18 protein-coding genes and 2 tRNA genes are annotated in these 24,220 nt (G+C 42.6%); 6 read left to right on the top strand and 14 right to left on the bottom strand.

What is annotated here, in order from left to right; translation table 11 throughout:
- Positions 1 to 71: 71 nt before the first annotated feature.
- The 6 genes from dld to R8O70_RS16645 form a co-directional block, all read right to left on the bottom strand.
- Positions 72 to 1,778, bottom strand: coding sequence for a D-lactate dehydrogenase (gene dld, locus R8O70_RS16620; RefSeq protein ID WP_054576739.1), 1,707 nt, complete (start codon positions 1,776 to 1,778; stop codon positions 72 to 74).
- A gap of 382 nt (positions 1,779 to 2,160) precedes the next feature.
- On the bottom strand, positions 2,161 to 3,063 hold the full coding sequence (locus tag R8O70_RS16625) for a LysR family transcriptional regulator (protein ID WP_258623682.1): 903 nt from the start codon (positions 3,061 to 3,063) through the stop codon (positions 2,161 to 2,163).
- 239 nt (positions 3,064 to 3,302) lie between these two features.
- Positions 3,303 to 3,378, bottom strand: a tRNA-Gly gene (locus tag R8O70_RS16630).
- Positions 3,379 to 3,415: 37 nt separating this feature from the next.
- Positions 3,416 to 3,489: transfer RNA gene (locus tag R8O70_RS16635), tRNA-Cys, on the bottom strand.
- A 203-nt stretch (positions 3,490 to 3,692) separates the two neighbouring features.
- The gene (viaA, locus tag R8O70_RS16640; protein ID WP_005375981.1) at positions 3,693 to 5,147 is read right to left on the bottom strand and encodes an ATPase RavA stimulator ViaA; all 1,455 of its coding nucleotides are present in this window, start codon (positions 5,145 to 5,147) and stop codon (positions 3,693 to 3,695) included.
- Positions 5,148 to 5,156: 9 nt separating this feature from the next.
- A complete protein-coding gene (locus R8O70_RS16645) occupies positions 5,157 to 6,818 on the bottom strand; it encodes an ATPase RavA domain-containing protein (RefSeq protein WP_005375980.1) in 1,662 nt (553 codons plus the stop codon).
- Between the two features lie 269 nt (positions 6,819 to 7,087).
- Between R8O70_RS16645 and R8O70_RS16650 the strand changes: the two genes are divergently transcribed.
- The 5 genes from R8O70_RS16650 to R8O70_RS16670 all read left to right on the top strand — a co-directional run bounded on the left by R8O70_RS16650 (position 7,088) and on the right by R8O70_RS16670 (position 11,879).
- Positions 7,088 to 7,603 (top strand): NUDIX hydrolase, encoded by a 516-nt coding sequence (locus tag R8O70_RS16650; RefSeq protein ID WP_005375979.1) that lies wholly within the window; start codon positions 7,088 to 7,090, stop codon positions 7,601 to 7,603.
- A gap of 22 nt (positions 7,604 to 7,625) precedes the next feature.
- Positions 7,626 to 8,630 (top strand): low-specificity L-threonine aldolase, encoded by a 1,005-nt coding sequence (gene ltaE, locus R8O70_RS16655; protein ID WP_005375978.1) that lies wholly within the window; start codon positions 7,626 to 7,628, stop codon positions 8,628 to 8,630.
- A 77-nt stretch (positions 8,631 to 8,707) separates the two neighbouring features.
- Positions 8,708 to 9,028, top strand: a complete 321-nt coding sequence (locus tag R8O70_RS16660; RefSeq protein ID WP_130545611.1) for a c-type cytochrome — start codon at positions 8,708 to 8,710, stop codon at positions 9,026 to 9,028.
- A 212-nt stretch (positions 9,029 to 9,240) separates the two neighbouring features.
- Entirely contained in the window at positions 9,241 to 10,773 is a 1,533-nt protein-coding gene (gene yfcC, locus R8O70_RS16665) for a putative basic amino acid antiporter YfcC (RefSeq protein ID WP_258489457.1), read from the top strand.
- A 110-nt stretch (positions 10,774 to 10,883) separates the two neighbouring features.
- Positions 10,884 to 11,879: a succinylglutamate desuccinylase/aspartoacylase family protein gene (locus tag R8O70_RS16670; protein WP_258623683.1), complete on the top strand. Its 996-nt coding sequence runs from the start codon at positions 10,884 to 10,886 to the stop codon at positions 11,877 to 11,879.
- Between the two features lie 207 nt (positions 11,880 to 12,086).
- Here R8O70_RS16670 and R8O70_RS16675 read toward each other — a convergent pair whose 3' ends face one another.
- On the bottom strand, positions 12,087 to 12,620 hold the full coding sequence (locus tag R8O70_RS16675; RefSeq protein ID WP_256913346.1) for a lipocalin family protein: 534 nt from the start codon (positions 12,618 to 12,620) through the stop codon (positions 12,087 to 12,089).
- A 307-nt stretch (positions 12,621 to 12,927) separates the two neighbouring features.
- On the opposite strand from R8O70_RS16675, the gene R8O70_RS16680 reads away from it, so the two are divergent.
- Positions 12,928 to 13,308, top strand: a complete 381-nt coding sequence (locus tag R8O70_RS16680; protein ID WP_258623684.1) for a cystatin domain-containing protein — start codon at positions 12,928 to 12,930, stop codon at positions 13,306 to 13,308.
- 58 nt (positions 13,309 to 13,366) lie between these two features.
- Here R8O70_RS16680 and R8O70_RS16685 read toward each other — a convergent pair whose 3' ends face one another.
- From R8O70_RS16685 to tssH, 7 genes are all read right to left on the bottom strand, one after another.
- Positions 13,367 to 16,423, bottom strand: a complete 3,057-nt coding sequence (locus R8O70_RS16685) for an SbcC/MukB-like Walker B domain-containing protein (RefSeq protein ID WP_258623688.1) — start codon at positions 16,421 to 16,423, stop codon at positions 13,367 to 13,369.
- A 9-nt stretch (positions 16,424 to 16,432) separates the two neighbouring features.
- Positions 16,433 to 17,566: an exonuclease SbcCD subunit D gene (locus R8O70_RS16690; protein ID WP_258623690.1), complete on the bottom strand. Its 1,134-nt coding sequence runs from the start codon at positions 17,564 to 17,566 to the stop codon at positions 16,433 to 16,435.
- Positions 17,567 to 17,927: 361 nt separating this feature from the next.
- Positions 17,928 to 18,767, bottom strand: a complete 840-nt coding sequence (locus R8O70_RS16695) for an NAD/NADP transhydrogenase subunit beta (protein ID WP_248486302.1) — start codon at positions 18,765 to 18,767, stop codon at positions 17,928 to 17,930.
- The gene (locus R8O70_RS16700; protein WP_005375969.1) at positions 18,768 to 19,058 is read right to left on the bottom strand and encodes a PAAR domain-containing protein; all 291 of its coding nucleotides are present in this window, start codon (positions 19,056 to 19,058) and stop codon (positions 18,768 to 18,770) included.
- Positions 19,059 to 19,069: 11 nt separating this feature from the next.
- The gene (tssI, locus tag R8O70_RS16705; RefSeq protein WP_171344058.1) at positions 19,070 to 20,905 is read right to left on the bottom strand and encodes a type VI secretion system tip protein TssI/VgrG; all 1,836 of its coding nucleotides are present in this window, start codon (positions 20,903 to 20,905) and stop codon (positions 19,070 to 19,072) included.
- Positions 20,906 to 20,954: 49 nt separating this feature from the next.
- On the bottom strand, positions 20,955 to 21,434 hold the full coding sequence (locus R8O70_RS16710; RefSeq protein WP_005375967.1) for an Hcp family type VI secretion system effector: 480 nt from the start codon (positions 21,432 to 21,434) through the stop codon (positions 20,955 to 20,957).
- A 208-nt stretch (positions 21,435 to 21,642) separates the two neighbouring features.
- On the bottom strand, positions 21,643 to 24,210 hold the full coding sequence (tssH, locus tag R8O70_RS16715; protein ID WP_258623694.1) for a type VI secretion system ATPase TssH: 2,568 nt from the start codon (positions 24,208 to 24,210) through the stop codon (positions 21,643 to 21,645).
- Positions 24,211 to 24,220 lie beyond the last annotated feature (10 nt).

The following is a 24,220-nucleotide window of genomic DNA, read 5'->3' on the forward strand; positions in this document are numbered from 1 at the left end:
TCATCAGGGCTTATCTTATGCTCATCATTTTAACGATGAACAACGATTATTAATCATGGTGAGACAGCACATTACGCACAGCAGTTACAATTGCGCTTATATTTGTCCATTTTACCAATACCAGGGTTAAAGGTATTGGTTGGGTCTAATTCGTGGTAAAACCTCTGCAACGAGTTTTCAGCTTCATACAAGTGACCCACGTTATGTTCTGCTGGGTATTTGGCACCACGGCTATTGAGGTGCTCTAGCATCAGCTTTTTCATCAACTTCGTGTCAGTCCCTTTTTTGAAAATGTAATCTTGATGGAAGACGTAACACATAAAGTGACCATAATAGAGCGCTTGAACAAGGTTCTTACTTACCTCTTCAGGCAAAGTTTCTAGCCACTCTTCATCATTACGTCGCAAAGCAATATCAAGTGCAACGATGTCTTCTACGTCTTTTCGGTGAATCGTCTCGTAACGAATTGCTGCACCTGCTGCTGCAAAGCGATGTAAATAAGCTTTTTTACCCTCTTCCGGCGTACACTCGAAGAAATCACAGTCGTCTTCAACAGCCCAAACTTCTTTGAGGTATTTTTGCGCCTCAGCAATACCACCATCACTCATTTTCAATACCAGGTGATGCTCATACTTGTCACGGAAATCCAGCATTCGTTCTGGTAAATGTTGTGGGAACAACTTGCTCGCGTAGTACAAAATGGTGTCTGGTAGATATTTACTGACAAATGGGATGCGCTCTAAGAAATTTTCTACCTTAGCTTTAAGTGCGAACATTTTTGGCAACTTATCTGTACCTAACAAGTCGATGGATAAGAACACATCCTTGCCGTACTTCTCTGCCATGTTGAAGATATCTCGATGCAAGTATTCTCCCATCTCAGGCAAGTTATCAAACGTAGATAAGAAGTCTTTTCGCAACTTCGTTAGTTTCGCAGGGTCATTGGTGCCAAGGTAAAAAACCTGCTCTTTTTCGGGTACTGGGTAGCTGTCAACCCGAACGGCAAAAACCCCCAACTTACCAGCGCAGCCACTGGCTTCAAATAATCGGCGTTCATCGGCATTAAAGCGAGAAGGAATGTCAGAAGTCACGTCTCGAACACGTTCATCGTATTCTTTGTCTGATGCCATTCGCTCATCATGAATGATCTTCGCTGGGTCAAAGTTCCCTTCTTGCAGGTTTGTAAGAATTTCTTCTGGCGTTTCACCTAATCCTTCAATACCAAGGTGGTTCACCAAATGTAACTGGCCTTGCTTATCGACCTGCGCGTAGATCGCCAGTTCCGTATAAGCAGGACCACGCTTAACTAGCGCACCGCCTGAGTTATTAGCGATACCACCGACCACAGTGGCACCTAGCGATGAAGAACCGATGATAGAATGCGGTGCTCGGTTCACTGCCTTCAACTCTTTCTCCAAAGAGTGTAAGCTCGCACCAGGCAAGCAAACCGCCTGCTTACCACCATCTAATAAGTGAATCTTCTTGATTTTGGTAATATTGATCACAACCACATCGCGATCATAATCATTACCACTCGGAGCTGAGCCCTCTGTTAAACCTGTTTTAGCCGCCTGCATGATAATGATGCAGTTTGCTTCAACACACTGTTTAATAATCTTCCATTGTTCTAGAAGAGTGTTAGGAAACACGATAGCAAGCGCATTACCACTACCCGAACGAAACCCCGAGCGGTAATATTTCGTTTTAACCTCGTCGGTTAGAACATTTTCTTCCCCCACGATGGTTTTAAATTCTTCAATCAGCTGCTTTTGTTTCATATCCGTATCTCTAGTTATTGTACTTCGCTCACAACACCGCTTAGCGGCAGGCATGGCGTTTGAGCCACTATAAGCAGTCCATTTCTCTGCGTCTATGTCAGGCGGACGAACAATACGTAATCAATAAACAACAAACAAAATAATTCTTTATTTTTCTGTCACTTATCTTTCACATTTGAGAAATTTAATGTAAGAAACAGACCGTTTCTTAAAAGAAACAATAGCAAAACCATTTGTTAACAGTTGTGCGGGGTATCTTGTTATCAATATTAGTGAAGAAAACGAGGAGAAGCGTAAGCCCCTAAATTTAAGAGGATTCTTAGAAATGAAGATGGAAACATAAGCTCAACACCAATATAACGATCGGTGTTGAGTTATTGGCTTAAAATCGATGGTTTTGACTTTGAAAGCTTGAGTATAGATGATCGATAAAGATCTTAATTTTTTCTGGTTGCTGACGAGTGTAGGGATACACCGCATAAATACCCAAACATTTGGCGGTTTCGTCTTTAAATAACTGAATCAGACTGCCTTGTTTTAAGTCTTCATAAACCAATACACGCGGTACATAGATGATTCCCTGCCCTAACAGCGCTACATTTCTCAATACAGAAGAATTGTTGGTACAGAGGTTACCGTCGACGGTGATTTGATATACCTCGTCTCCATCTTTAAACGCCCACTCATGCGCTCCGGTTTCTTGGTAGGAATAGACTAAACAATTGTGTTTAGCCAAGGCTTGAGGTTGTTTAGGTATGCCATGTTTAGCTAGGTATTGGGGTGACGCGCAAATGATCCAATTTGCATCCACCAGCTTTCTTGCAATCAGACTAGAATCTGGCAACACACCCGTTCTAATTGCCAAATCAAAACGTTCATTCACGATATCGACGAAACGATTATCTAGATCCATATCGATATTGATGTCTGAGTATTTCTGATTAAATTCATTAATCACTTGAGGAAGAATTAATTCACCAGAGATAGTAGGCACCGAAATTTTAATGTTTCCAGATAAGTTTTTACCTAAACCCACAATGGATTCTTCCGCCGTTGCCACCGCTTGATAAACCGCTTTTGCATGAGTAAAAAACGCTCGTCCTGCTTCAGTCAACGTTAGCGTTCGCGTTGTTCGGTAGAGAAGCTGTACACCAAGCTCTTGTTCAAGCTTGGCAATCCGTTTACTGACGACCGATTTGGTCAGTGACATATGTCTCGCGGCAGCACTGAATGAACCTTGCTCGATCAAGTGATAAAAAATGATGTAATCGTCGGTATTTCTCATGCGTCTTCGTCAAATCCTTTGGAAGCCCGTATTGTAAACTGAAATTGGCTGAGGTGCGAAACATCGGGTCACACTTAATATCAGAAACTCGTGACAGAGATGGGGTTGCTAAGCTCACAGGTAATGAAAAAGAGATGGTGTGAATTTATCAGTCTTCAGATACAAAAAAACCAGCTTTCGCTGGTTTTAAGTTGATGCACTTGGCATCGAGATACCGCCATAGCCATATCTGAATAATTTGGAGCGACACACGAGGTTCGAACTCGTGACCTCAACCTTGGCAAGGTTGCGCTCTACCAACTGAGCTAGTGTCGCATTTATTCTCGAAAGCCATTCGCTCTCAAAAGAATAATGGAGGCGCCTCCCGGAGTCGAACCGAGGTCCACGGATTTGCAATCCGCTGCATAGCCACTCTGCCAAGGCGCCTTTTATTACGCTTCAGGGCTCTACCCCGTTGCGTTGGTGGCTACTTTACGGATTGAGAGAAGATAGTCAAACAAAAATATTTCATTTTCTGTTCGTTTGATTTCTTTTAAGTCAATTCGACCAAAGTTCGATCTTATTGGCTTAAAACGAAGCAATATAAATCTAGCTTTCAGTTCGTTTTGTCCCATGAAACATTAAGGCGTTTAATAGTTGCTGACCCTTTTTAGCAATCTTCCCACAACATTAGGGTGATAAGACCAAGTGTGATCAAACATCGACATTAATGCAGGATTTCCGTATTTCGATAAGCTAATCGCGTGAAAACGGTTTTTCTTCGCTTTGAGCGCATCCACTTTGGCCAGTAACTCGTCTTGTTGTTTTGGCGCGATAAAGTCGGAAATGACTACCATGTCTGCGTTTTTATATTTATCACCGCTCATCAAGTCGATAGATTTAATCAAAGTTGGCTCTAAGTCTGTACCACCATGGAAGCTATAAGTTAGAAAGTCCGCCGCCTCGCGCAGACCATCTTGTTTGGTTAGTTCGTAGGTAATGTGTTCCGTAGAAAAAATAATGACATAGCAATCACGTTGCTCCGCTAGTGCGATTTGCATCAGAGCATAAGCCATGGCTTTGGCGCATTGCTCAGGAAAGCCACTCATGGAACCGGACGCGTCCACACAAACAATGAAGGGGCCTTTTTCGATATCTACCGCTTTATGGTCAGGTCGGTGAGCTTTAACTTTACGTAACGTGCGCGATTTGCCTTGTGTACGATAGTTCATGAGCCGTTTATCAACTAAGTGTTTATAGAACACAACTTCAAGTTCAGGATACGCCAAAAACATCGTTTCGTTGGGAAGTAGCTTATTTAGATCATCGCTTTCGTGAATACCGACAATATCATCCGTCGCCTCATCACTTTTCTCTTCGACCAATTGAAGTTCTTCAGTGGGCGCACGATTTAGTTCAGGATCATTTACTTGCCCCGCCATACGACCGAGTTGCTCCGCAATTTCTTGCAAGCCTTGGTGCTTCTTCAGAAACTCAGCATGGCGTTTCATCACCGTTAAGTCTGTTTTACTCAACTTGGCAGATGCCATATCCCACAGGCGCCCTACACTTTCAGCGTCACCCGACTCCGTGACTTTATCCATATTACGCATGGTTTCCATACGTTGATACAGGTCATTCAGCACCTTTTCTTTATTGGCTTCAAGCTCGCTTACTTGCGCTTGTTTTATAGCATCGGTGAGGCTTTTGTACCATTGATCACAAAAGTAATGAGGGAACATAGGGTTATTCATCCCTTTGTTCTTTTCCATCATTCGGCGAGCTTGCATGTAAAACGCAGAGTGCCATTCCAGCTTTTTAATCACATCTTCGATGTTTTCAAAAAACGCCTCTTCATCCCAATGAATAACCTCTTGATATAAAGACAGCTCTTGTTGGAAACGCTCTGTCTCACATACCTTGGTGATCCGTTTTTTGACGCTGCCTCGCCACTTTAACAAGTGACCTTTGACCGAAGATTTAACACCTCGGTTTTCTGCCATCATCATGACTTGTGAACGAGCCATCAAATCATTAACTGCGCTATCGATGATGCCGGAGTCGGCCACCATCAGCGCGAGGTTAAGTCCGTCTGCACCTAGCATGTCGTCTCCTTATGAGAAAAACTGATTTAAGTTTTTAAAGCGTTGGATAACTTTTTCACTTTCTGCTTGGATTGATTCAAGTCTCTGACTGACCTGTTGTAGACTCGACTCCATAAGGCGGGGTAGTTCAGGATCAACAAAGCTATGCGGAAGCGCATCATGAAAGTTCGCTTTCACCTTGCGCATATGGTGTTCTGCCTCACTAAGCTGATTTACGGCTTTTTCGCTCTGCGTTAACCACTTTTGGTAAAGCTCTACATCCAAGCCTTCTTGAGTCACTAGGCTAACCAAAATGCCTCGGTTCGCGATATCACGGATAACTAGGTTATTCGCCGCGTCAACATCAAATCGTAAACGGCACATGTTGGTGTTTTGATTGACGTAACCATACACATCACCGCTTCCCTCTTTAATGACTCGATCTAACTCATCTTTGGGTACATAAACCCAGCGGCTATCACCTTTTTCTGATTCTGAAACCGACATGTTGCTTTGCAAGACAACCAATTTAACTAAGTTAACGGCTGCGCCAACTTTGTACATCTTGGCTTTAGAGGTATCAAAGCGCATGGTTTCTTTACGCAAAATACCCGTGGCCGCTTCAGACGTTAACGTCATGCGGTAGGCATCTTCTAGTTCATGTTGGACATCAACCAAAGACTCACGGCAGTACTCGATTTCCTGCTCCGCGTCTTGTTGATCAAATGCATGTTTTAAGGCGAACTCTTGAACCACTTCACGTACCACATCTCGCGATTCAGGACTGTTCCATAAACAATCTTGCAGCAGTAAAAGGTCAAGCGGATTTATTTCATCGCGACCATTAAAAAACGCGCTCGCTTTTAACAACTTCACGGCTTTCTTCCAGCGGCGGTCAGAGACATACATATCGGTATTGGCCACATCACCAAACTGAGCTTCAACTTTGCTTTCTAACATCGTTTTAAGCTGGAAAAGCTTTTCGAATGCATTGTCGGTTAACGTCAATTTGTCGAGCTGTTGTTGCCATTGATGATATTCTTCATCAGTTATCGCTAGGCCTTCTGGTACTTGTGCCTCTTGCGATGTGCCCACAGTCAACATCGACTTAAAGTTTTGTTTATTCTGAATTCGATTCACAAACACACGCACCAACATGCGGTCGTAGAGCGCATCCAATCCACTATCTTCATCGGGTAATTCATTGGAAGCCGATACCAACAAGCGCATTGGCACACGCTCGATATCGCTGCCATTTTTGAATGTTTTCTCATTAACCACTGTCAGCAATGTATTAAGAATTGCAGGGCCCGCCTTCCAGATTTCATCCAAAAATACGACTTGTGCAGTTGGCAAATACCCTTTAGTTAAGCGAACATAACGGCCGTTGTCTTTTAGCTCTTGGATACTCAGTGGCCCAAACACCTCTTCAGGGGTTGAGAAGCGCGTCATCAGGTATTCGAAGTAACTGCTGTTATCGAACGCTTGGATGAGTCGTTTGGCAATTAAGCTTTTTGCAATACCAGGGGGACCTAAAAGAAAAACACTTTCACCAGCAAGTGCAGCAAGAAGGCAGAGCTTGATCGTATGTTCACGCTCATAAACGCCATCCGTTAACGCTTTCGCCAATTTATTGATGCGTTCTGAGAGAAGCGCTTTTTCGGCATTTGAGGTAAATAAGGTTTGTGTCATACGTTCTCCGGCTGCTGAAGTGGTATTGCGTTAACATTTTTATACACTTGTTATAACTTTGTTACAAATGTATTTTGTCGAATTCCCCTTATAGCAGATGCTTTTCCCCTTCTTGACGAAGCAATCAAAGTTTCCATTTATGAGACATTGCTCACTTAAAGTGCAAACGCTTTCGTCGTGTTGCAGTATTTTTTGCTTTTGTTTCCCACCATTTGTGGTTAATGTCGAAAAACGTCAAAAATGCGGTAACAGCTAGGGTTTATAACTGCATGAGCAAGATAATTCATAAATGGAAGCAAATTTCTCTGATTGAAGAAGACGTTGTGCTTCCTACAGGACAGGCAATTACGCACACCACAATCCATCATCCGGGTGCTGCGGTGATTCTCCCTATTACAGCGGAGGGTCACATTGTCCTTGTCCACCAATTTCGGCCTTCACTTAATAAATGGCTATTGGAACTTCCTGCTGGTACCAGAGAAGGCAACGAAGAGCCACTCTGCTGCGCCAAAAGAGAGTTAGAGGAAGAAACTGGGTTTAGTGCAGAGAAATTCACGTCTCTCGGCCAAGTCACCCCTCTTGCCGGATTTTGTGATGAGATACAGTATCTATTTGTTGCCGAAAAGCTCAACAAAACAAACCGTTACGAGTGCGATGAAGACGAAGTGATTGAGGTCGTCACCTTGTCAATCAAGCAACTCGAAGAAAAGATTGTCGATGGCACGATCACCGATGCCAAAACGATCGCTTGCTTAAGCAAAGCGCGCCTTTGCGGATATATTTAGGACTTTGACCAAGGAGACATTCATGGATTTTCGATCAGATACCGTTACACAACCCACCCAAGCCATGCGAGAAGCCATGTTTAAGGCCCCCGTTGGGGATGATGTTTATGGTGATGACCCTACGGTCAATGAGCTTGAAAAATTTGCTGCGCAGCTTGCTGGTTTCGAAGCAGCTTTGTTTACCACTTCAGGCACTCAAGCCAATCTGCTCGGTTTAATGGCGCATTGCGAGCGGGGAGATGAATATCTATGTGGGCAACAAGCACATAACTACAAATACGAAGCTGGTGGCGCGGCGGTTTTGGGATCAATTCAACCTCAACCAGTCGAAAATAACCCAGATGGCACGCTACCATTTGATAAACTGGCTGCTGCGATTAAACCAGATGATTGTCACTTTGCTCGCACTAAGCTTCTCAGCTTAGAAAACACAATTAATGGTAAAGTACTACCTCTGTCTTACTTAGCAGAAGCACGTGACTTCGTGAATAAACATAACTTGCAGATGCATCTAGATGGCGCTCGCGTTTTTAATGCAGCCGTTGCACTTGATGTTCCGGTAAAAGAGATCGGTCAGTACTTTGATTCAATGACGATCTGTCTGTCGAAAGGTCTGGCTGCCCCTGTTGGCTCGCTACTGCTTGGTAGCAAAGACTACATCGCAAAAGCACGTCGCTTAAGAAAGATGGTCGGCGGTGGTATGCGTCAAGCGGGTATTCTTGCCGCAGCAGGCAAACTTGCCCTTACCGAACAAGTGGAACAGCTAAAACAAGATCACATCAACGCAAAAACCTTAGCGGAAGGTTTAGCAGAACTGCCTGGTTTTTCAGTCAACCCTGAATTTGTTCAAACGAACATTGTGTTCGCGAAGCTTGATCCTCAAGTGGACATAGTAAGTATCGCTGCGAAACTAAAGGAACAAAACATCACGATAACCCCTGGAAATCCAATTCGTTTTGTAACTCATAAAGATATTTCAGCGAAAGACATCGACACTTTCTTATCAAGTATAAAATCTCTACTTTAATTTGATTTTGATCATTGAGCTTCCCCTAAGGGGAAGCTTTATTGTATCGGCATGATTTTAGCGAATAGATAACCTCCATGCTCAGATTTGTACTTCTAATCTCTTTTATTTTCTCTTCCGCTATCCATGCCGAGCCGTTTGGTGATGCTGATAAAGGTAAAATCAAATCACCTAGCTGTGTCTATTGTCACGGTGTTACAGGCATCGCAACGAACAACACCTATCCAAGCCTTGCTGGTCAAAATTCTCAGTACCTTTACAATGCAATGAAATCTTATCAAGCCGGTGAGCGTAAAGGGCCACTTGCAGAAATGATGGCAGCACAGTTAAAAATGTTAAATGATGAAGACCTTCGTGATGTCGCTGCTTTTTATGCAGAACAGACAGAAATCAAGTGATTAGATCACCTGTAGATGTACTATGAAAGCTCGTGAATCATCCAAACTCAACACATATTGAAACATTAACCCAACATTTGACCACAAAACAATCAAATTAACTTCACTTCAAATATTTGATGAATTTATAGTTCAACATAAGCATTAATATTGACTTTTTATTCTATTTTATCGATATTTCATGCTTTATTGAATTTGACGTGAAGTAAGTTATGTCTCACACACATGCGCAACCAGCAGACTCGGTTGCTACCCCTAAGTCGTGGCAGATGCCAGATACCCTCATTTTGATCTTCATTGTTGGTATTCTTGCTGCGATTCTTACCTACTTAATTCCTGCTGGTCATTTTGATAGCCAACAGGTGACCTACATGGTCGACGGTGCAGAAAAAACTCGCACAGTTATCGATCCTTCTTCTTTCTCTTATGCAACCGACGAAAACGGTGAATTGGTTTACAACAAGGTTGGCCTGTTTGCTTCTGGTGGTGGCATTGGTTTGATGAACTTCCCTTTCGAAGGGCTAGTTTCTGGCTCTAAATGGGGCAGCGCGATCGGCGTGATTATGTTCATGTTGGTTATCGGCGGTGCTTTCGGCGTTGTAATGCGCACAGGCACAATCGATAACGGTATCCTGCGCCTTATCGATAAGACCAAAGGTAACGAAGCGCTATTCATTCCAGTGCTATTTTTGCTGTTTTCGCTAGGCGGTGCGGTATTTGGTATGGGTGAAGAAGCCGTAGCATTTGCGATTATTATCGCGCCGCTTATGGTTCGCCTTGGTTATGATGGTATCACTACGGTGATGGTTACCTATGTTGCGACTCAAATTGGCTTCGCTACTTCTTGGATGAACCCTTTTTCCGTCGCTATTGCGCAAGGCATTGCGGGTGTACCTGTTTTATCCGGCATGACAGTGCGCATGGGGTTATGGGCTGGCTTTACGTTAATCGGTATCGCTTTCACAATGATCTACGCCGCTCGTGTGAAGTCAAATCCTAAACTTTCTTACAGCCATCGCACAGACCAGTATTTCCGTCAGCAAGAGCTTGGCAATCAAGATTCTCGTTGGAACCTAGGTGACACACTCGTTATCCTTACGGTTATTGCGACCACGGTGTGGGTCGTTTGGGGCGTAGTCGCTAACGCATGGTACATCCCAGAAATCGCTTCTCAATTTTTCACTATGGGCTTTGTTGTCGCGATCATCGGTACGATTTTTCGCCTGAACGGTATGGCGCTAAACTGCGCAGCTGATGCATTTAAAGAAGGTGCAGCTATTATGCTTGCACCTGCCCTATTAGTGGGTTGTGCAAAAGGTGTATTGTTGATCCTTGGTGGTGGTACAACTGATGAAGCGAGTGTACTGAATTCAATTCTAAACAGTGCTGGCGGCGTGATCAGTGGGCTTCCTGACGTGGCTGCGGCATGGTTAATGTATGTATTCCAATCTATCTTCAACTTCTTCGTCACTTCGGGCTCTGGACAAGCGGCACTAACGATGCCTCTACTGGCCCCTCTGGCAGACATTGCAGGAGTTACGCGCCAAGTGGCAGTTTTGTCATTCCAACTAGGCGATGGCTTTACTAACGTTATCGTCCCTACTTCGGCATCTCTCATGGCAACGCTTGGTGTCTGCCGTATCGACTGGGGTGACTGGGCAAAATTCTGCTGGCGATTTATTCTATTACTCTTTACCCTATCAAGTATCGTCGTTATCGCAGCTCATATTATGGGTTTTGCGTAAAACGAAACCAATTGGTAATTAAGGCGAGACATGTTCTCGCCTTATTAATATTCATCGTATGACGACGCTAAGGTTTTAGATTAGCTTATGGTTTTGGAGTGGTAACTTTAATGGCAACACAATTTCTCGATGACATGATTCAGGGTCATCAAGTGATTCAATCTCTCAATGTAGCAGACCTAAATTCGGGCGAGCATAAGTTTTGGTTTCGCATCGCAACGAATGCTCTCTCTCAGTGGCAACACCTACCTGTGCTAGTGTTCAAAGGTGAAAAACCTAGCAAGAAGATCATGATTACCGCAGGGGTTCATGGTGATGAGTACAATGGTGTGTTAGCAGCGCAGAAAACTGCTCGAGAGCTCATCGGCACTGAAGTCGCTGGTACTGTCACTATTGTTCCAACCATTAACATGCCAGGTATGCTAAACCACAGCCGCGATTTCTATTCCGCAGACCCTGATGCGTCTCCTGCAAACTTAAACCGCTTTTTTCCTGGTGACCCAAACGGCAATGAGGCCCAACGTTATTTATATGCATTGTGGAATGATTTGCTCAAGCCAAATGCTGATTTAGCCATTGACCTTCACACTCAAACCAGTGGTGCGGCCTATCCACTTTACGTGTTTGCAGATTACCGAATCGAGCAATCATTAGAAATGGCTCGCCTCATTAATCCTGATGCGATTTTAAATGATCCTGGAGATGCTGGCGTCCTTGAAACGGTTTGGAATAACCATGGTGTCCCAAGCATTACTGTTGAAGTAGGTATGGGGCGATACACCGAGCAAGAACTCATCAGTCGAACTGTAACAGGCATTTTTAATGTGCTGAAAAAGCATAACATTGTTGAAGGTGATATGGGCCCTATTAGGTCATGCTTGGAAGGAAACGAAATCGTCAGTGTGAAAGCGACACACGGCGGCTTTGTACTGCCTCATGTTAGTTTGATGGATTTTGTCGAGCAAGGTCAACTTCTTGCGATTCAATACGACAGCTTTGGCGCTGAGATTAAACGCTACACCGCCCCAACAAGCGGCACAGTACTTAGCCACAATGTTGAATCTATTCGAGCACCAGGTTCCCTGATCGTTCGTTTGATTAAGTAAACCATAACCGTTTGTTGATAGATCAACCTTTCGACGCTCACTCAAATTTATATAAGCCCCATCACGAGTAATCACAAATGATGGGGCTATATCCATTTTGACCACATTAAATTACGCGGTAACAAATTACTGTTAAGCGAAATGACAAACTGAGCTCTTAATTAGGAAGCTTCCCCTCTGTCCGCTTTTTCAGCCACGCTGATGAACTTAAAGCTGCCGTTGTTTCTCTTGTTCAACAAAAATGAGCTCGTCGATAGCGAAACCTTTCTCTTTAGCTACGTACTTAAAGCGCTCCACTACTTTCTCATCAACGTTAGGCGTTCTAGACAATAGCCACAAATAGTCGTGGTTGTAACCGGAAACAAACGCATAGTCATAGTTTTCACCTAGCTCAAAAACAATGTAAGAAGAGTATATTGGCCCAAAAAAGGAAACCTTTAAGTGTCCCACCGTTTCATCTTCAACAAAATAAGCTTTACCTTCAGCTTCTGACCACTGTCGCTCTTCTTCGGAATATCCACGGTTTATCACCTTAACCCCACCACCCTCGCGAACCTGATACTCAGCGGTAACGTTGGATAAGCCTCGCTCAAATGAATGGTCTAGGCGTGCAATTTCGTACCACTTACCTAGATATGGCTCTAAATCGAAATTATTGACGGGTTCCACCCCATCCGGCTTCGAGGTACAACCAAATAAAGTTGCAAGTGACAAAAGTAAAAATATTTTTATCGATTTCATACAACACCTAAATTTTAATTAGTGATTGATTTTACTCTAGAAGATAACAAATCGATCACTAAGCTGCACCATCGCCCTCATAGGTACACATCACAATTCTTCATCATCAATAGCGCGCTGAACACCGAAACCTCGTCATCTCAGCAAATCGATAACAAGATTGCTCTATTTTTGACTTACAAGCTGACCATGCTTGTACATTTTGTCAGCATTTAACCCTATGCATATAGAAACTTTGCACAACATAGACATTCGTAGGCATATCACCCTCCTATAATACGTTGCGTTATAGACAGAGGTTATTGTTATGAAATTAAAAACAGTGTCAGTTTGTGCACTTTTGGTGTTACTTGCAGGTTGTCAGCAGGAAAAGCCGAGCGAAACGACACAATTAACGACCTCGGCAGATGTATGTAATGCACAAGGAAACATGCCAGGTGGGTGGAATGAGTTTAACGCGACCCCTGATGCACAAAAGGCAATGGCCTTTGTTTTAAAGAAAATGGACACAATAGCGTCGTTTAAACAAATACTGAATGTTCACGCGCAAATCGTTAGCGGCGTCAACTATGCTATTGAGTTTGAATCGGATGATGGCTCTGTTTGGAACACGATTGTTTATCGCAACCTCGATGGCGAATATGCGATTACCCAATCGCCAAAAGAAGGCCACTTTTGCGAACAGTAGCGACTTAGTCAGAAAGCCCCAACATTAGGGGCTTTTTGATCTAACAATAGTCACTGAATTAGACAGCGAAGCGACATTGAGATTTAATCGACACCGTTGAACCAAGTCTTGATGGTTCAACATCAATCCTCTGCGCCATTTGCTCTTTCAGCTCAGAAACGTGAGAAATAACACCGATCATGCGCCCAGTCTGTTGCAGGTCCACTAGCGTTTGAATAGCAAGATCTAAAGACTCTGGGTCTAAACTACCGAAGCCCTCATCAATAAATAAAGTGTCTAAACGGATACCGCCACTATAGGATTGCACAACATCCGACAAACCAAGTGCCAGAGCAAGCGCTGCCATAAATGATTCACCGCCGGAAAGTGTCGCAACATCACGCGTTTTTCCTGTGTAGCCATCTTCAACCATTAAATCTAAGCCGCGACCCGCTGCGCCTTTGAAGCCCTCTGTTTTTCGAGCAAGAATATAGCGCCCTTTACTCATAAGGCTTAAGCGTTGAGAGGCCTGAATCAGCACATCATCCAACAGTACACCAAGAACAAAGCGATGTAGGCTAACCCTGCTGCCTGTTTTACCACTAGCAACGTCGTACAACGTACCAAAGACTTTGTATTCTTCTTCTAACTTACTATTTTTCTCATGCAACACGGTAATATCTTTACGAACCTTTTCAAGACGTTCAAATATTGAGCGTGTGGTATCAAGTTGATTCCTTACTTCAATATATTGCGCCTGCAGAGTGGTTAACCTGTCGTTAAACGACTCTAAATTAGGCCTTTCAAGATCTTTCAATGCATGATTTAAATCATGCAGTGTTTGCTCAAGCTTGGTTTGTGCCTGTTTGAAGCTGTCTATTTCTTGCTGCCAGGCTTGAAATTCATCATCTCCCACTCGACTACTTAGATAATGGCTTTCATCTTCAAATTTACTCGCCTGTAGTGCCTCATTCCACGCTAATTCTGCTTGGCTAAGTTTTTGCTCTGACTCAGATAACCACTGCTTGTTCGTCGCTAAGTGACTTTCCGCATTTGATTTCTCCAATATCGCTTGCTGCAAAGCGTTTTGCGCCTTTTCTAAGCCTGTGTTCAAACTCAGAATTTGCTCTTTTGTCAGCAAAATTTCACGTTCAAGCAAGTCAGCGGAACTGTATTTTGGGTCAATAAAAGCTTGTAATTGAGCCAATTGTTCTTGGTTCGCTTTAACGGTTGATTCATTTGCCGCCATTTGATTCTGCAGCTCATGAATTTTATTTTCACCCACGACGCAGCGTTGATTAAGCTGTTCAACGTTCCTTTCTAGCTTTTCAATATCAATAGCTTGTAGACGTAGGAGTTGAGCATTAAGCGCTTGCAAATCATTTTGAACCGTCGAGATCTCAGATGTAGCATACTCACCCAACTCCTCTTTCAACTGGTTATACTGATTCTGATACTGACTAATGACAACGTTATGTTGTTCTAGCTGATTGCTTAGTTGGTTCAACAAGGTTTGAGCTTCTCGCTCTTTCGCTCTAGCCGCCTGAACTTGCTCTTTTGTAACGGCTTCTTCAACAAACGTTGCGGGGTTAGGATGCGTTTCACTACCACACACCGGGCATGCTTCACCTGCTTTTAGTCGCTGCGCTAATACTGCTGCTTGAGCGTTGTGCCACTTAAGCTCTATCGTATCAGCGTCTTGTTGACACTGCATATAGCGCTGACTGGCTTCGTTTAGTGACTGCTGCTTACCTACAGTTAGCGCATTGAGTTTAGAGAGCTCTAAAGTAAGATCATGCAGCTTTTGTAGATCCTGTAGCAGCCGTTGTTTTTGTTTTATTTCCGCATCGATGCTGCCAATAAGCGCAACATCAACTCGTGCTTTCTCTAGCTCCTTCTGTCCCTGCTGGGCCTGTAACGTTAACTTATCTTTTAGTTCTATGTACTGTTTTAACGTTGCTTCAAATTGTTGTTTTTGTTGATAACCCGCCGTTATTTTACTTTCCAAATTGTCTTTCTCGACCAACTTGTTTTTCATACTTTCAAGCTGATACTGCAGTTGCGTTAACTGCGGGACCTTTGCCGCGGCCTCTTTTGCACTTTGCTGCAAGTTTTCTTGTTCTCTCGCAACGACATGAGCTTTTTCGAGACTCTCTTTCAAAGCTACGATTTTTTGCCTAAGCTCTTGCGTTTGAGCTTTTGCATTTTGTAATGAGGTGTAGGGCAACTCTATCTTATTGGCATTTTTAGCGTTTTCTAATTGCTGTTGACAAGCTTTTATCGAATCTGAGTGTTCTAGATGCAGCTTGAGTGCGCTTTCTGCTTGCTCTCGTTTCGAAAACTCTCCATTCAAGGTTTCCGCTTTTTGCAATTCAGATTTAGCAGTATTGAGCTTATCTAACGCTGCTTGCTCATTCTTTTTATCAGACTCTAATTGCTTAGTTACTTGTTCCAGTTGTTGTAATAGCTCTTGTTCAGAACTCGCTTCTGCAACTTGTAAAGCACCTCGAATTTGATTATCAAATTCGCCTTTCGCTTTACTAATTGCACTCGCTTTATCTTTGAGCGCGTACTCAATTTTTTTATATATGTCAGTTTGAAAGAGCTGGCCAAAAATTTCTTCACGCTCTTTAGAGCTAGCAAGCAACAGTTCTCGGAATTTTCCTTGAGGCAACACCATAACTTGACGAAATTGAGTTTCATTCAAGCCAATAATATTGCTAACTTCAGTTTTAACCTGAGTCGTCTTGCTGGTGATAAGCGTTTCAGTCTCACCGAGTTCATAAAGAGCCGCAGTGTGCTTTTTAATCGTCATCCCTTCGCCACGGGCCTTGGGCGCTTCCTGCTCAGGGGCTCGAACAACTCGGTATTGTTTGCCGTGTAACGAAAATTCGAGAACTACTTCGGTTGGTAAGTCTTGCGCGGATAAGTCACACCGCATCTGAATACCTTGTCGCTCATTACCTGTGGTTTCACCATAAAGGGCGAAGCAAATGGCATCTAAGATCGACGTTTTACCGGAACCTGTAGGACCATTAATCAAAAATAGAGGGTTACTGCCAAGCTTCTCAAAATGAATGATTTCAGTTTTTGCAAACGGACCAAAGGCTTGCATGGTTAGTTTAATTGGTTTCATCTTTGGTCCCTATTGCTGTGATAATTGCTTAATAATGTCAGTAACAGCTTGCTCTTGCTCTTTAGACAACTGGCTATCTTGCGCCTCAATAAAAAAATCTCGGAACATATCAATTTCGCTTCGCGCCAACTTTGTTTGCGCCATTTCCTGCTCTACCCCAATTAACATGCCAGGTTTCTCAAGGTGTAAAACGTTTGGATACACTGAACGAAGTTTTTCCATTGGGTTTAAAATCGCATGTTTATCCATCAAACGAACTAACAAATAATCTTCATTCTTGGGGTCTGTTTTCCCTTGCTCAATAACTTTATCCAGCTCGCCCTCTACAATACGCATTTCATGAGGAGCCGTAAGATCAATATGCTTTGCAGAAACGAATCCTTTCTTGTCCAGTTCAACTAACGTGAAACCTTTTCTCTGGTTCTGTTCACCAAAGCTATACTTCATGAGAGAGCCAGAGTAACGGATATGCTCTGCGCCTTTCTTTTGAGGCTGATGCAAATGACCAAGTGCGACGTAGTCAAAATCTAAGAAGTGTTCATGACTCACGCGATCAGAACCACCAATAGATAATGGTCGTTCAGAGTCTGACTCGATAGCCCCATCAACAAAACAGTGACTCACGAGCACGCGCTTTTGCTTAGAGATAAAGCGCTCTTTAATTTGCTCAACAAGCAATTGATGAGCCTCATCATGAGTGGATACCGAGGCTTTGTAGGCAAACCTGACCTGTTCAGGGTCGTTATAAGGCATACCATAAAACGCGACCTCGTCCGCAGAGTCCGTTTTTATGATGATGGGAGTGAGCATCTCTTCAAAGTTGCTAACAATATGGAGACCTGCATTTTTCATTTGCTCTGAGCCGAAACCTAACCTTTCTGCACCATCATGGTTGCCAGATATCAATATCATTGGTGTTTCTAACTCGGTACAAATGCGTTTCACGACTCGATTTAACAGTTCTATTGCAACCGTTGGTGGCACCGAACGGTCATAGATATCTCCCGCCACTACAACTGCATCGACGGGGTTGCGTTCAATATAGTTAATCAGTTGTTCGAGTACTGCTTGTTGATCTTCGAGTAGTGATACGTTGTGGAATTGTCGACCAAGATGCCAATCTGAGGTGTGGATAAACTTCATTCGAATTCACTTTCCGCCAATTCTATGAGTAGGCTTGCTTCTGTCAGAGTCCATGTACCGTTTATAAAAAGGAATGCGTCACGGGTGGGATCTCGAACAAGCCAAAACTCAAGTTATTTTATTTCGGTAAGGATATCTTGAGTCGAACAGCTTTTCATGTGGTTTGTGTTCTATGGCTGGCTATTTAATCAGAAAGCGAGAAGAACACTGTAAAAACGCGGTGAGCAAAGCTATTTTGAAAAGCAAGCTGCGCCTAGTCATTGTCCAAACATCATTAAAGGGCCAGTTTCGAGTCAATCCCCCATAACATTTGCATCACTAAAACCTCAGCTACTACTAGAAGGAAAAGCAATAGCCAGACCTATTCACTACGCCAATTGTATATTACTCCTACCGCATAGCCATCTGACTCGATGTCCGCTTGCAACACGTGAAAGTCTGGGCAGGGGCTGCTTCTTTGAAGCTCATCAATCACTAACGCTTTTAAAACTCCGCCACATGCACCCAATCCGCCAAGTTTTATATCAACAAATTGATACTGAGTTTGATCGGTCACCCACGGAGACAAGAATTGCATTGAGTTTAACCATTGCGGCTCTTCCTCATTAACGGATAAATACAATTGACTGAGTGGATGTTCACAACTTACTCCTAATTGCTTAAACACCTTGTCCACGGCGATGCGTTGTTGTTTGGCATCTAAATCAATTCGAACAACATCAGGCACAAGACCTGAATGTCGAAAAAAACACTTGGTTAAAATGATAGAGCTTTGAGGTTTGACATGCCCTTCTACATCGCTCGTAACCTCTATAGCCAGTATCCAAGTCGCTTGCGTTTCATTAACTTCACGATTTATCCGATTTAGTGCCATCAAAAATGCAGCTTGGCCATAAGGATAAAAGTAAATTTCAGTATTGACAGTTTGGCCAACGAAAATAGAAAGCTCGCTTATCAATGCTTTAAGCAAGCTTTTGTCTACCGAAGATGGTAAAAGAACACAGAGATTCCCTTTGATATCAACTTGCTCAAGACTCTCGCGCTCAGAGCGCACGAGGCTTAATATATGCTCATCTATTGATTGAGCAAAGTCAGGGGGTCGGATTTCCTCGGACAATCTAAAAGAATCATCAGCTATCTCGCGAACGGTGTGTGAACGGCCATTAAAGGATAGAAGATGCGTTTGAAATGCGAGTGGCATCTAGCCTCCGATTAAAACCGTAGGCATACCAGATAGAATTTTGCCACCATGAGACGTTGAATCGCCGACTCTTGCGGCTGGTTTACCGTTGATTGTTACGCTAGAAGAACCTGCTGAGATACTATCCGGAGGACCGATACAAATAAGCTTGTCGCCTTGTCTTGCCGCAGGTATCCCGCCAATCGTTACGTTTGGTGAACCAACAACGACGGGACCACCGACATGCGGTATCTTTCCTGTTTTTTTAGGGCAAAGATGAAAGCTGCCCAAAATTGCGGCTGGTTTACCCACTTTAAATCACCTTAGTTCAATGAAATTTGCCCAGCTTTAAGAGCAATAGCTGAGCCGTTAATGGATATTTTATTACCTTTGATATTGATTTCTCCAGAGCTAGACATCTGAATAGAAGCACCACCTACTTTGATCTCGACGCTCTTTCCTGCATTAAAAGACAGTACTTCACCCGTTTCATTCGAAAAGTTTTTACCTACTTTCAAGCTCGCGTTCTGACCAACCTCTTGATTAACATCATTGGTCACTTTTTCGGTTTTACTGTTTTCAACGGCGATATCAACACAGTCTTCAACTAGCATTTGGAACAGTTTTTCAGCATGAAGATAAATGTGCTCTTCACCAGGCTTATCATCGAAGCGCAACTCATTAAAATTGGATGTACCTTTTTGTACAGAGCGTGATTTATAACCACTCTGAGAACTTTGCTCTGGTAAAGCGTAAGGAGGGAGTTGACTACCGTTATATAGTGACCCCGTAACGATTGGTTGATCAGGGTCTCCGTTAACAAACTCGACGATGACCTCTTGTCCGACTCTAGGGTGAAACACCGACCCCCATCCGTTACCTGCAATATTTTGCGCAACACGAATCCAACATGAACTATTTACATCGTATTTACCAACACGGTCCCAGTGAAACTGAACTTTGATACGGCCATGTTTGTCTATGTAAATTTCACCATCTTTGTTCCCCGTAACTACTGCGGTTTGCAAACCTTTCATCTGAGGTTTCGGGTAGTTAACTGAAGGACGCAGGATTGTCTTTGAGTCAACACAACTAAACGAGACTTTGACACCTTGCGCACCGGTCCCACCTTGACCAGTCTGGTTATAAACAGCAGCAGACAAAAAAACAGAAGACAGTACATATTCTTTGCCGACTCGAGATTTATCTTCATGCTTTTTAAACTTGAAGCACTTGCCCACACTGAATGTTCTGCACGTAGCCTCGCCACGACACAAATATGCATTTTGCTGTAGTGCTTCTATTGCATGCGTGTTTCTCAGTGCGTATTGATCATTGCTCTCCATTTCACCCATGTATTCAAAATACTCGCTTCCAGGTACTGTAAAAAAATCACTTTCACCCTTTGCAGTATTTTTAGGATTCGAAGAAGGCTTGAGCATGTTATAGCCTGACTTTTGACTCGCTTTAGTAGTCAGAATTTGCGTTTCATGCCAAGAAGAAATGTGGCTAGATTTCGCCGTACCTGTATCAAAATCGACTAAAAACTCAGTACCCGGCTTATAAAAACTGATGTCATCAAAAATATTGAGCGTATGGGTAGACTTAGTATGTGTAAAACAAAATGATAGCCCCTCCTCCGATAACAGACGTCGAACAAATTCAAGATCTGATTCTTCATATTGTACTTTGTATGTGTATTTAGGATAGGACTTGGTTAACTCAAAACTAAAGGCAACACTATGCTCCGATAGTACTTCAGAGATAATTTCCTTTATATCTTTATGCTGAAATATTCTGCAATTTTTTCGATATTCAGCGAAACGTAATTTAGGCTCTATTAATAATTCTATGTTTTTATAATTTTCGCCTTTATGTGTATTAGAAACCCTTTTCCCTTCTAATCTTGCAGCAGAAACATAACCATGCATATAACGAGGATTTGAAGAAACATCCTCATTATTTTCAAGGGTAATGGTAACTTCCTTACCAATAATTTCGTTTAACTCACTTCGTTGATCATTAAAGTAAGCTTTAGCACGCAATGAAAAAAGTTCTGAGATCTCTTCTCTATACTCAAACGAGTTTAGTATGATGGCATCTTTACCGAATGGCGAAGAAATTCGGATGAAATTGTTATCTTGAGTTGCTCTTTTCATTAAATACTTCTTTCAAAAAAATGCGGAGGAATACTCCCCCGCATGAAAATTACATTTGTTGACCTTTAACACCGCTGTAGCCGTATACCAATGGAGCAGAAGTGTTGTTCTTATCGTCAGTAGGAGTCACTGTCATCATCATTTCTGTGTAAGAAATTGTGATAGTTTCAACTGGACGATCGTCTTGGATAGAAACTGAGTAGTTAGAAATCATCGCATCAGTCAGTTCGATCTTCATGATCTCTTCAACCTTCTCACCCTGCTTAGTAATATGGAAAACCGCTGGTTTACCTTTACCAATCGTCGCTTCTTTAAATAAGTCAGGAGAAGAACGGTCTTGAAGTTTAGTGATAGTCAAATCATATAGACGAGTAGCGCTCGCTTCACGGTCCATCGCTGTACCAGTGTATGATGAGATCTCACGACCTACACTCCAATCTACAGATAGTAGTGTAATCAAATCTTTGTATTGCTCGGCTGTTGCCTCACCCTTAATATCTGCGTATTTAAGATACGTATTAGACTGCATGCTAATCTCCTATAGCATTATTAATTGACATATATCGTAATAATTTAATTATCTGACGTTTGGTGATAATTAGTGATTAATGTATCAAAAACTTCATTTTAAATACGCCCTGTTATATCTTTAAATAAGATTTAATTTAAGCGTTTTTTATAAAAAATAATAGTTAATATGAACCAACTCCCAATTATTATTGAGAGTGTAAAGGATGTTAAACTATTGAGACATCAAGTCCACTAGTTGTACCTTTAACAATAATTTCATCAAACGTCTTATCATTAAGAATTGCATGCAATATTTCATGAGAAATCTTCGGAAGCAATGTATTTTCTATGGTTGTTTGTACCACACGCGCACCACTCCCAGACTCATTGCTATTGTCTACAATATCATTAATTAGTTCCTCATCAAAAAACAGGTCAGCGTTATAGTGCTTACGAATACGAGTCGTAATTTTATCTAACTTTAATTTTGTTATTTCTATCAATACTTTTCTTGATAGAGGCAAATAAGGTAATACATTCACACGCCCTAAAAATGCTGGTTTAAAGTCAACCAACAAATCATCGCGTAAAGCATCTTTTAGTGCTGACGGCTCAGGCGCTAAATCAGGATCAGAATACAAAGACATCGTCGTTTCGGTCCCTGTGTTCGCGGTCATAATAATAATAGTGTTTTTAAAGTCTATATCTCGACCTTCACCGTCTTTAATTGAGCCTTTATCAAATACCTGATAAAAAATATCTTGAACACCAGGGTGCGCTTTTTCCATTTCATCGAGGAGAATTACACTATAAGGTTTACGTCTAACAGCTTCAGTCAGTACACCTCCTTCTCCATAACCGACATAACCAGGAGGAGAACCTAATAGCAATGAGACTTTATGCTCTTCCTTAAATTCCGACATATTGATAGTCGTGACATTTTCTTCACTACCATACACTTTCTCTGCAATCGCCAAAGCCGATTCGGTTTTACCCACTCCGCTTGGTCCGGTTAGGAGAAATACACCATTTGGTCGTGTCTCATCCGTGAGCTGCGCACTCGCGGTTTTTATCACTTCAGACATGAGCTCTAAAGCGTGATCCTGCCCGACAACTCGCTTGCACAAACTTTCTTTCAAACCCAATACTGCTTGGATTTCATCATCCTGAAGTTTACCCAGCGGTATACCGGTCCAATCCGAAATAACTTCTGCGATTAGCGCTTCATTTACATGCGAAAAAACTAAGGGCTGTGAGTTAACGGAGAGGTTATTTTCAAGCTCTTGTAACTTGTCTCTAGCAGTTTCAGAACCCTCCTGGATTATTTGGGTTCTAAGTGACTTAGCTTCACTTACCCATTCTTTTTCTTTTTCCCAAAGTACCTCTAATTCAATAATGTCATTAGATAGCGCATCAATCTCTTTTCGGACACCTTGGAGCTGCACATCAAGAGATGCTCCTAATCGATTCTCTTGGCTAAGATGCTCATACTCAGCTTGCTTTGCTTTAAGTTTGTTTCTTTTTGCATCTAGACCTCCCGGTGTAGATGACTGACTTAACGCAACTCGAGAACAGGCCGTATCCAAAACAGAAACCGCTTTATCTGGCAGTTGACGACCATTAATGTATCGAGCTGACAGTTGGACCGCTGCATTGAGAGCTTGGTTAGTGATATGAACATCGTGGTGTTGTGCCATTACATCAAGTAAGCCTCGTAACATTTCGATCGCGAGTTCAGGGGCAGGCTCATCAACCTTTACGACTTGAAAACGCCTAGTTAAAGCTGCATCTTTTTCAAAATACTTTTTATACTCTGCCCACGTTGTTGCTGCGATCGTTCTGAGTTCACCTCTCGCTAATGCTGGCTTCAGAATATTCGCCGCATCACCTTGGCCCGCTTGCCCACCACCGCCAATTAGGCCATGAGCTTCATCAATGAACAATATAATAGGCTGTGGAGCGTCGTTTACTTCCTTAACAAGGTTCTTAAGCCTGTTTTCAAACTCACCTTTCATGCCTGCGCCGGCTTGCAGTAACGCCAAATCCAGAGACTTAATTGCCACATTTTGCAGAGCGGGAGGTACATCGCCATCAATGATCTTTTGCGCCAAACCTTCAACAACGGCTGTTTTTCCAACACCAGCTTCTCCCGTAAGAATCGGGTTGTTTTGTCGGCGTCTTAATAAAATATCGATCATTAGGCGAATTTCATTATCTCTACCAATCACCGGATCTATTTTACCTTCCCTAGCTTGCTCAGTAAGGTCTGTTGTAAATTGATTCAAGGCGGAATTCGCGTTTGACTGCGCTAAGTCATTCGATCTTGATTGAGGCGCATTACTTTCTTTAAAGTTCAATAAGCGAGATGGTTCTATCTTGTTTAGTTCAGGACTAATCGAACCAGCCATGTTGACTAACGTATCATCAGACAAGTAGGCAAATAAAAGATGGATGCACCCCAACTGTTCTTGATTGAATTCAATGGTTGCAGACAACAAGGCATTTTGCATAACAGTCACCGTATGAGCTGATAGCCCAGGCACCGACTGGCATCCTGTTTTGTATTTTTCTAATGCCTTTTGAATATCGGTTTCAACCTTGATTTTATCGACATCAAATTCGTCAAAAACTTCAGAGTAAATATCGTCAGGATGGCGGATAATCATCATTAACCAGTGAGACATTTCAATACTGTGATGAGTTCGGGAGCTTGCCATCGCAGCTGCCTGTTCAAGTGTTTCCTTAGCCTGAGGAGACAATCTTTCGACCAACGCTGAAAGTGAGAGTGAAGCCATTACATTTCCT

Origin of the sequence: Vibrio sp. 779(2023), from assembly GCF_033344285.1 — a bacterium.
Classification (GTDB): Bacteria; Pseudomonadota; Gammaproteobacteria; order Enterobacterales; family Vibrionaceae; genus Vibrio; species Vibrio alginolyticus.

Excerpts from the sequence above, each read along its gene's own strand:
- dld (WP_054576739.1), bottom strand. The coding sequence starts at position 1,778 with ATGAAACAAAAGCAGCTGATTGAAGAATTTAAAACCATCGTGGGGGAA.
- R8O70_RS16625 (WP_258623682.1), bottom strand. The coding sequence starts at position 3,063 with ATGAGAAATACCGACGATTACATCATTTTTTATCACTTGATCGAGCAA.
- viaA (WP_005375981.1), bottom strand. The coding sequence starts at position 5,147 with ATGCTAGGTGCAGACGGACTTAACCTCGCGCTGATGGTGGCCGACTCC.
- R8O70_RS16645 (WP_005375980.1), bottom strand. The coding sequence starts at position 6,818 with ATGACACAAACCTTATTTACCTCAAATGCCGAAAAAGCGCTTCTCTCA.
- R8O70_RS16650 (WP_005375979.1), top strand. The coding sequence starts at position 7,088 with ATGAGCAAGATAATTCATAAATGGAAGCAAATTTCTCTGATTGAAGAA.
- ltaE (WP_005375978.1), top strand. The coding sequence starts at position 7,626 with ATGGATTTTCGATCAGATACCGTTACACAACCCACCCAAGCCATGCGA.
- R8O70_RS16660 (WP_130545611.1), top strand. The coding sequence starts at position 8,708 with ATGCTCAGATTTGTACTTCTAATCTCTTTTATTTTCTCTTCCGCTATC.
- yfcC (WP_258489457.1), top strand. The coding sequence starts at position 9,241 with ATGTCTCACACACATGCGCAACCAGCAGACTCGGTTGCTACCCCTAAG.
- R8O70_RS16670 (WP_258623683.1), top strand. The coding sequence starts at position 10,884 with ATGGCAACACAATTTCTCGATGACATGATTCAGGGTCATCAAGTGATT.
- R8O70_RS16675 (WP_256913346.1), bottom strand. The coding sequence starts at position 12,620 with ATGAAATCGATAAAAATATTTTTACTTTTGTCACTTGCAACTTTATTT.
- R8O70_RS16680 (WP_258623684.1), top strand. The coding sequence starts at position 12,928 with ATGAAATTAAAAACAGTGTCAGTTTGTGCACTTTTGGTGTTACTTGCA.
- R8O70_RS16685 (WP_258623688.1), bottom strand. The coding sequence starts at position 16,423 with ATGAAACCAATTAAACTAACCATGCAAGCCTTTGGTCCGTTTGCAAAA.
- R8O70_RS16690 (WP_258623690.1), bottom strand. The coding sequence starts at position 17,566 with ATGAAGTTTATCCACACCTCAGATTGGCATCTTGGTCGACAATTCCAC.
- R8O70_RS16695 (WP_248486302.1), bottom strand. The coding sequence starts at position 18,767 with ATGCCACTCGCATTTCAAACGCATCTTCTATCCTTTAATGGCCGTTCA.
- tssI (WP_171344058.1), bottom strand. The coding sequence starts at position 20,905 with ATGAAAAGAGCAACTCAAGATAACAATTTCATCCGAATTTCTTCGCCA.
- R8O70_RS16710 (WP_005375967.1), bottom strand. The coding sequence starts at position 21,434 with ATGCAGTCTAATACGTATCTTAAATACGCAGATATTAAGGGTGAGGCA.
- tssH (WP_258623694.1), bottom strand. The coding sequence starts at position 24,210 with ATGGCTTCACTCTCACTTTCAGCGTTGGTCGAAAGATTGTCTCCTCAG.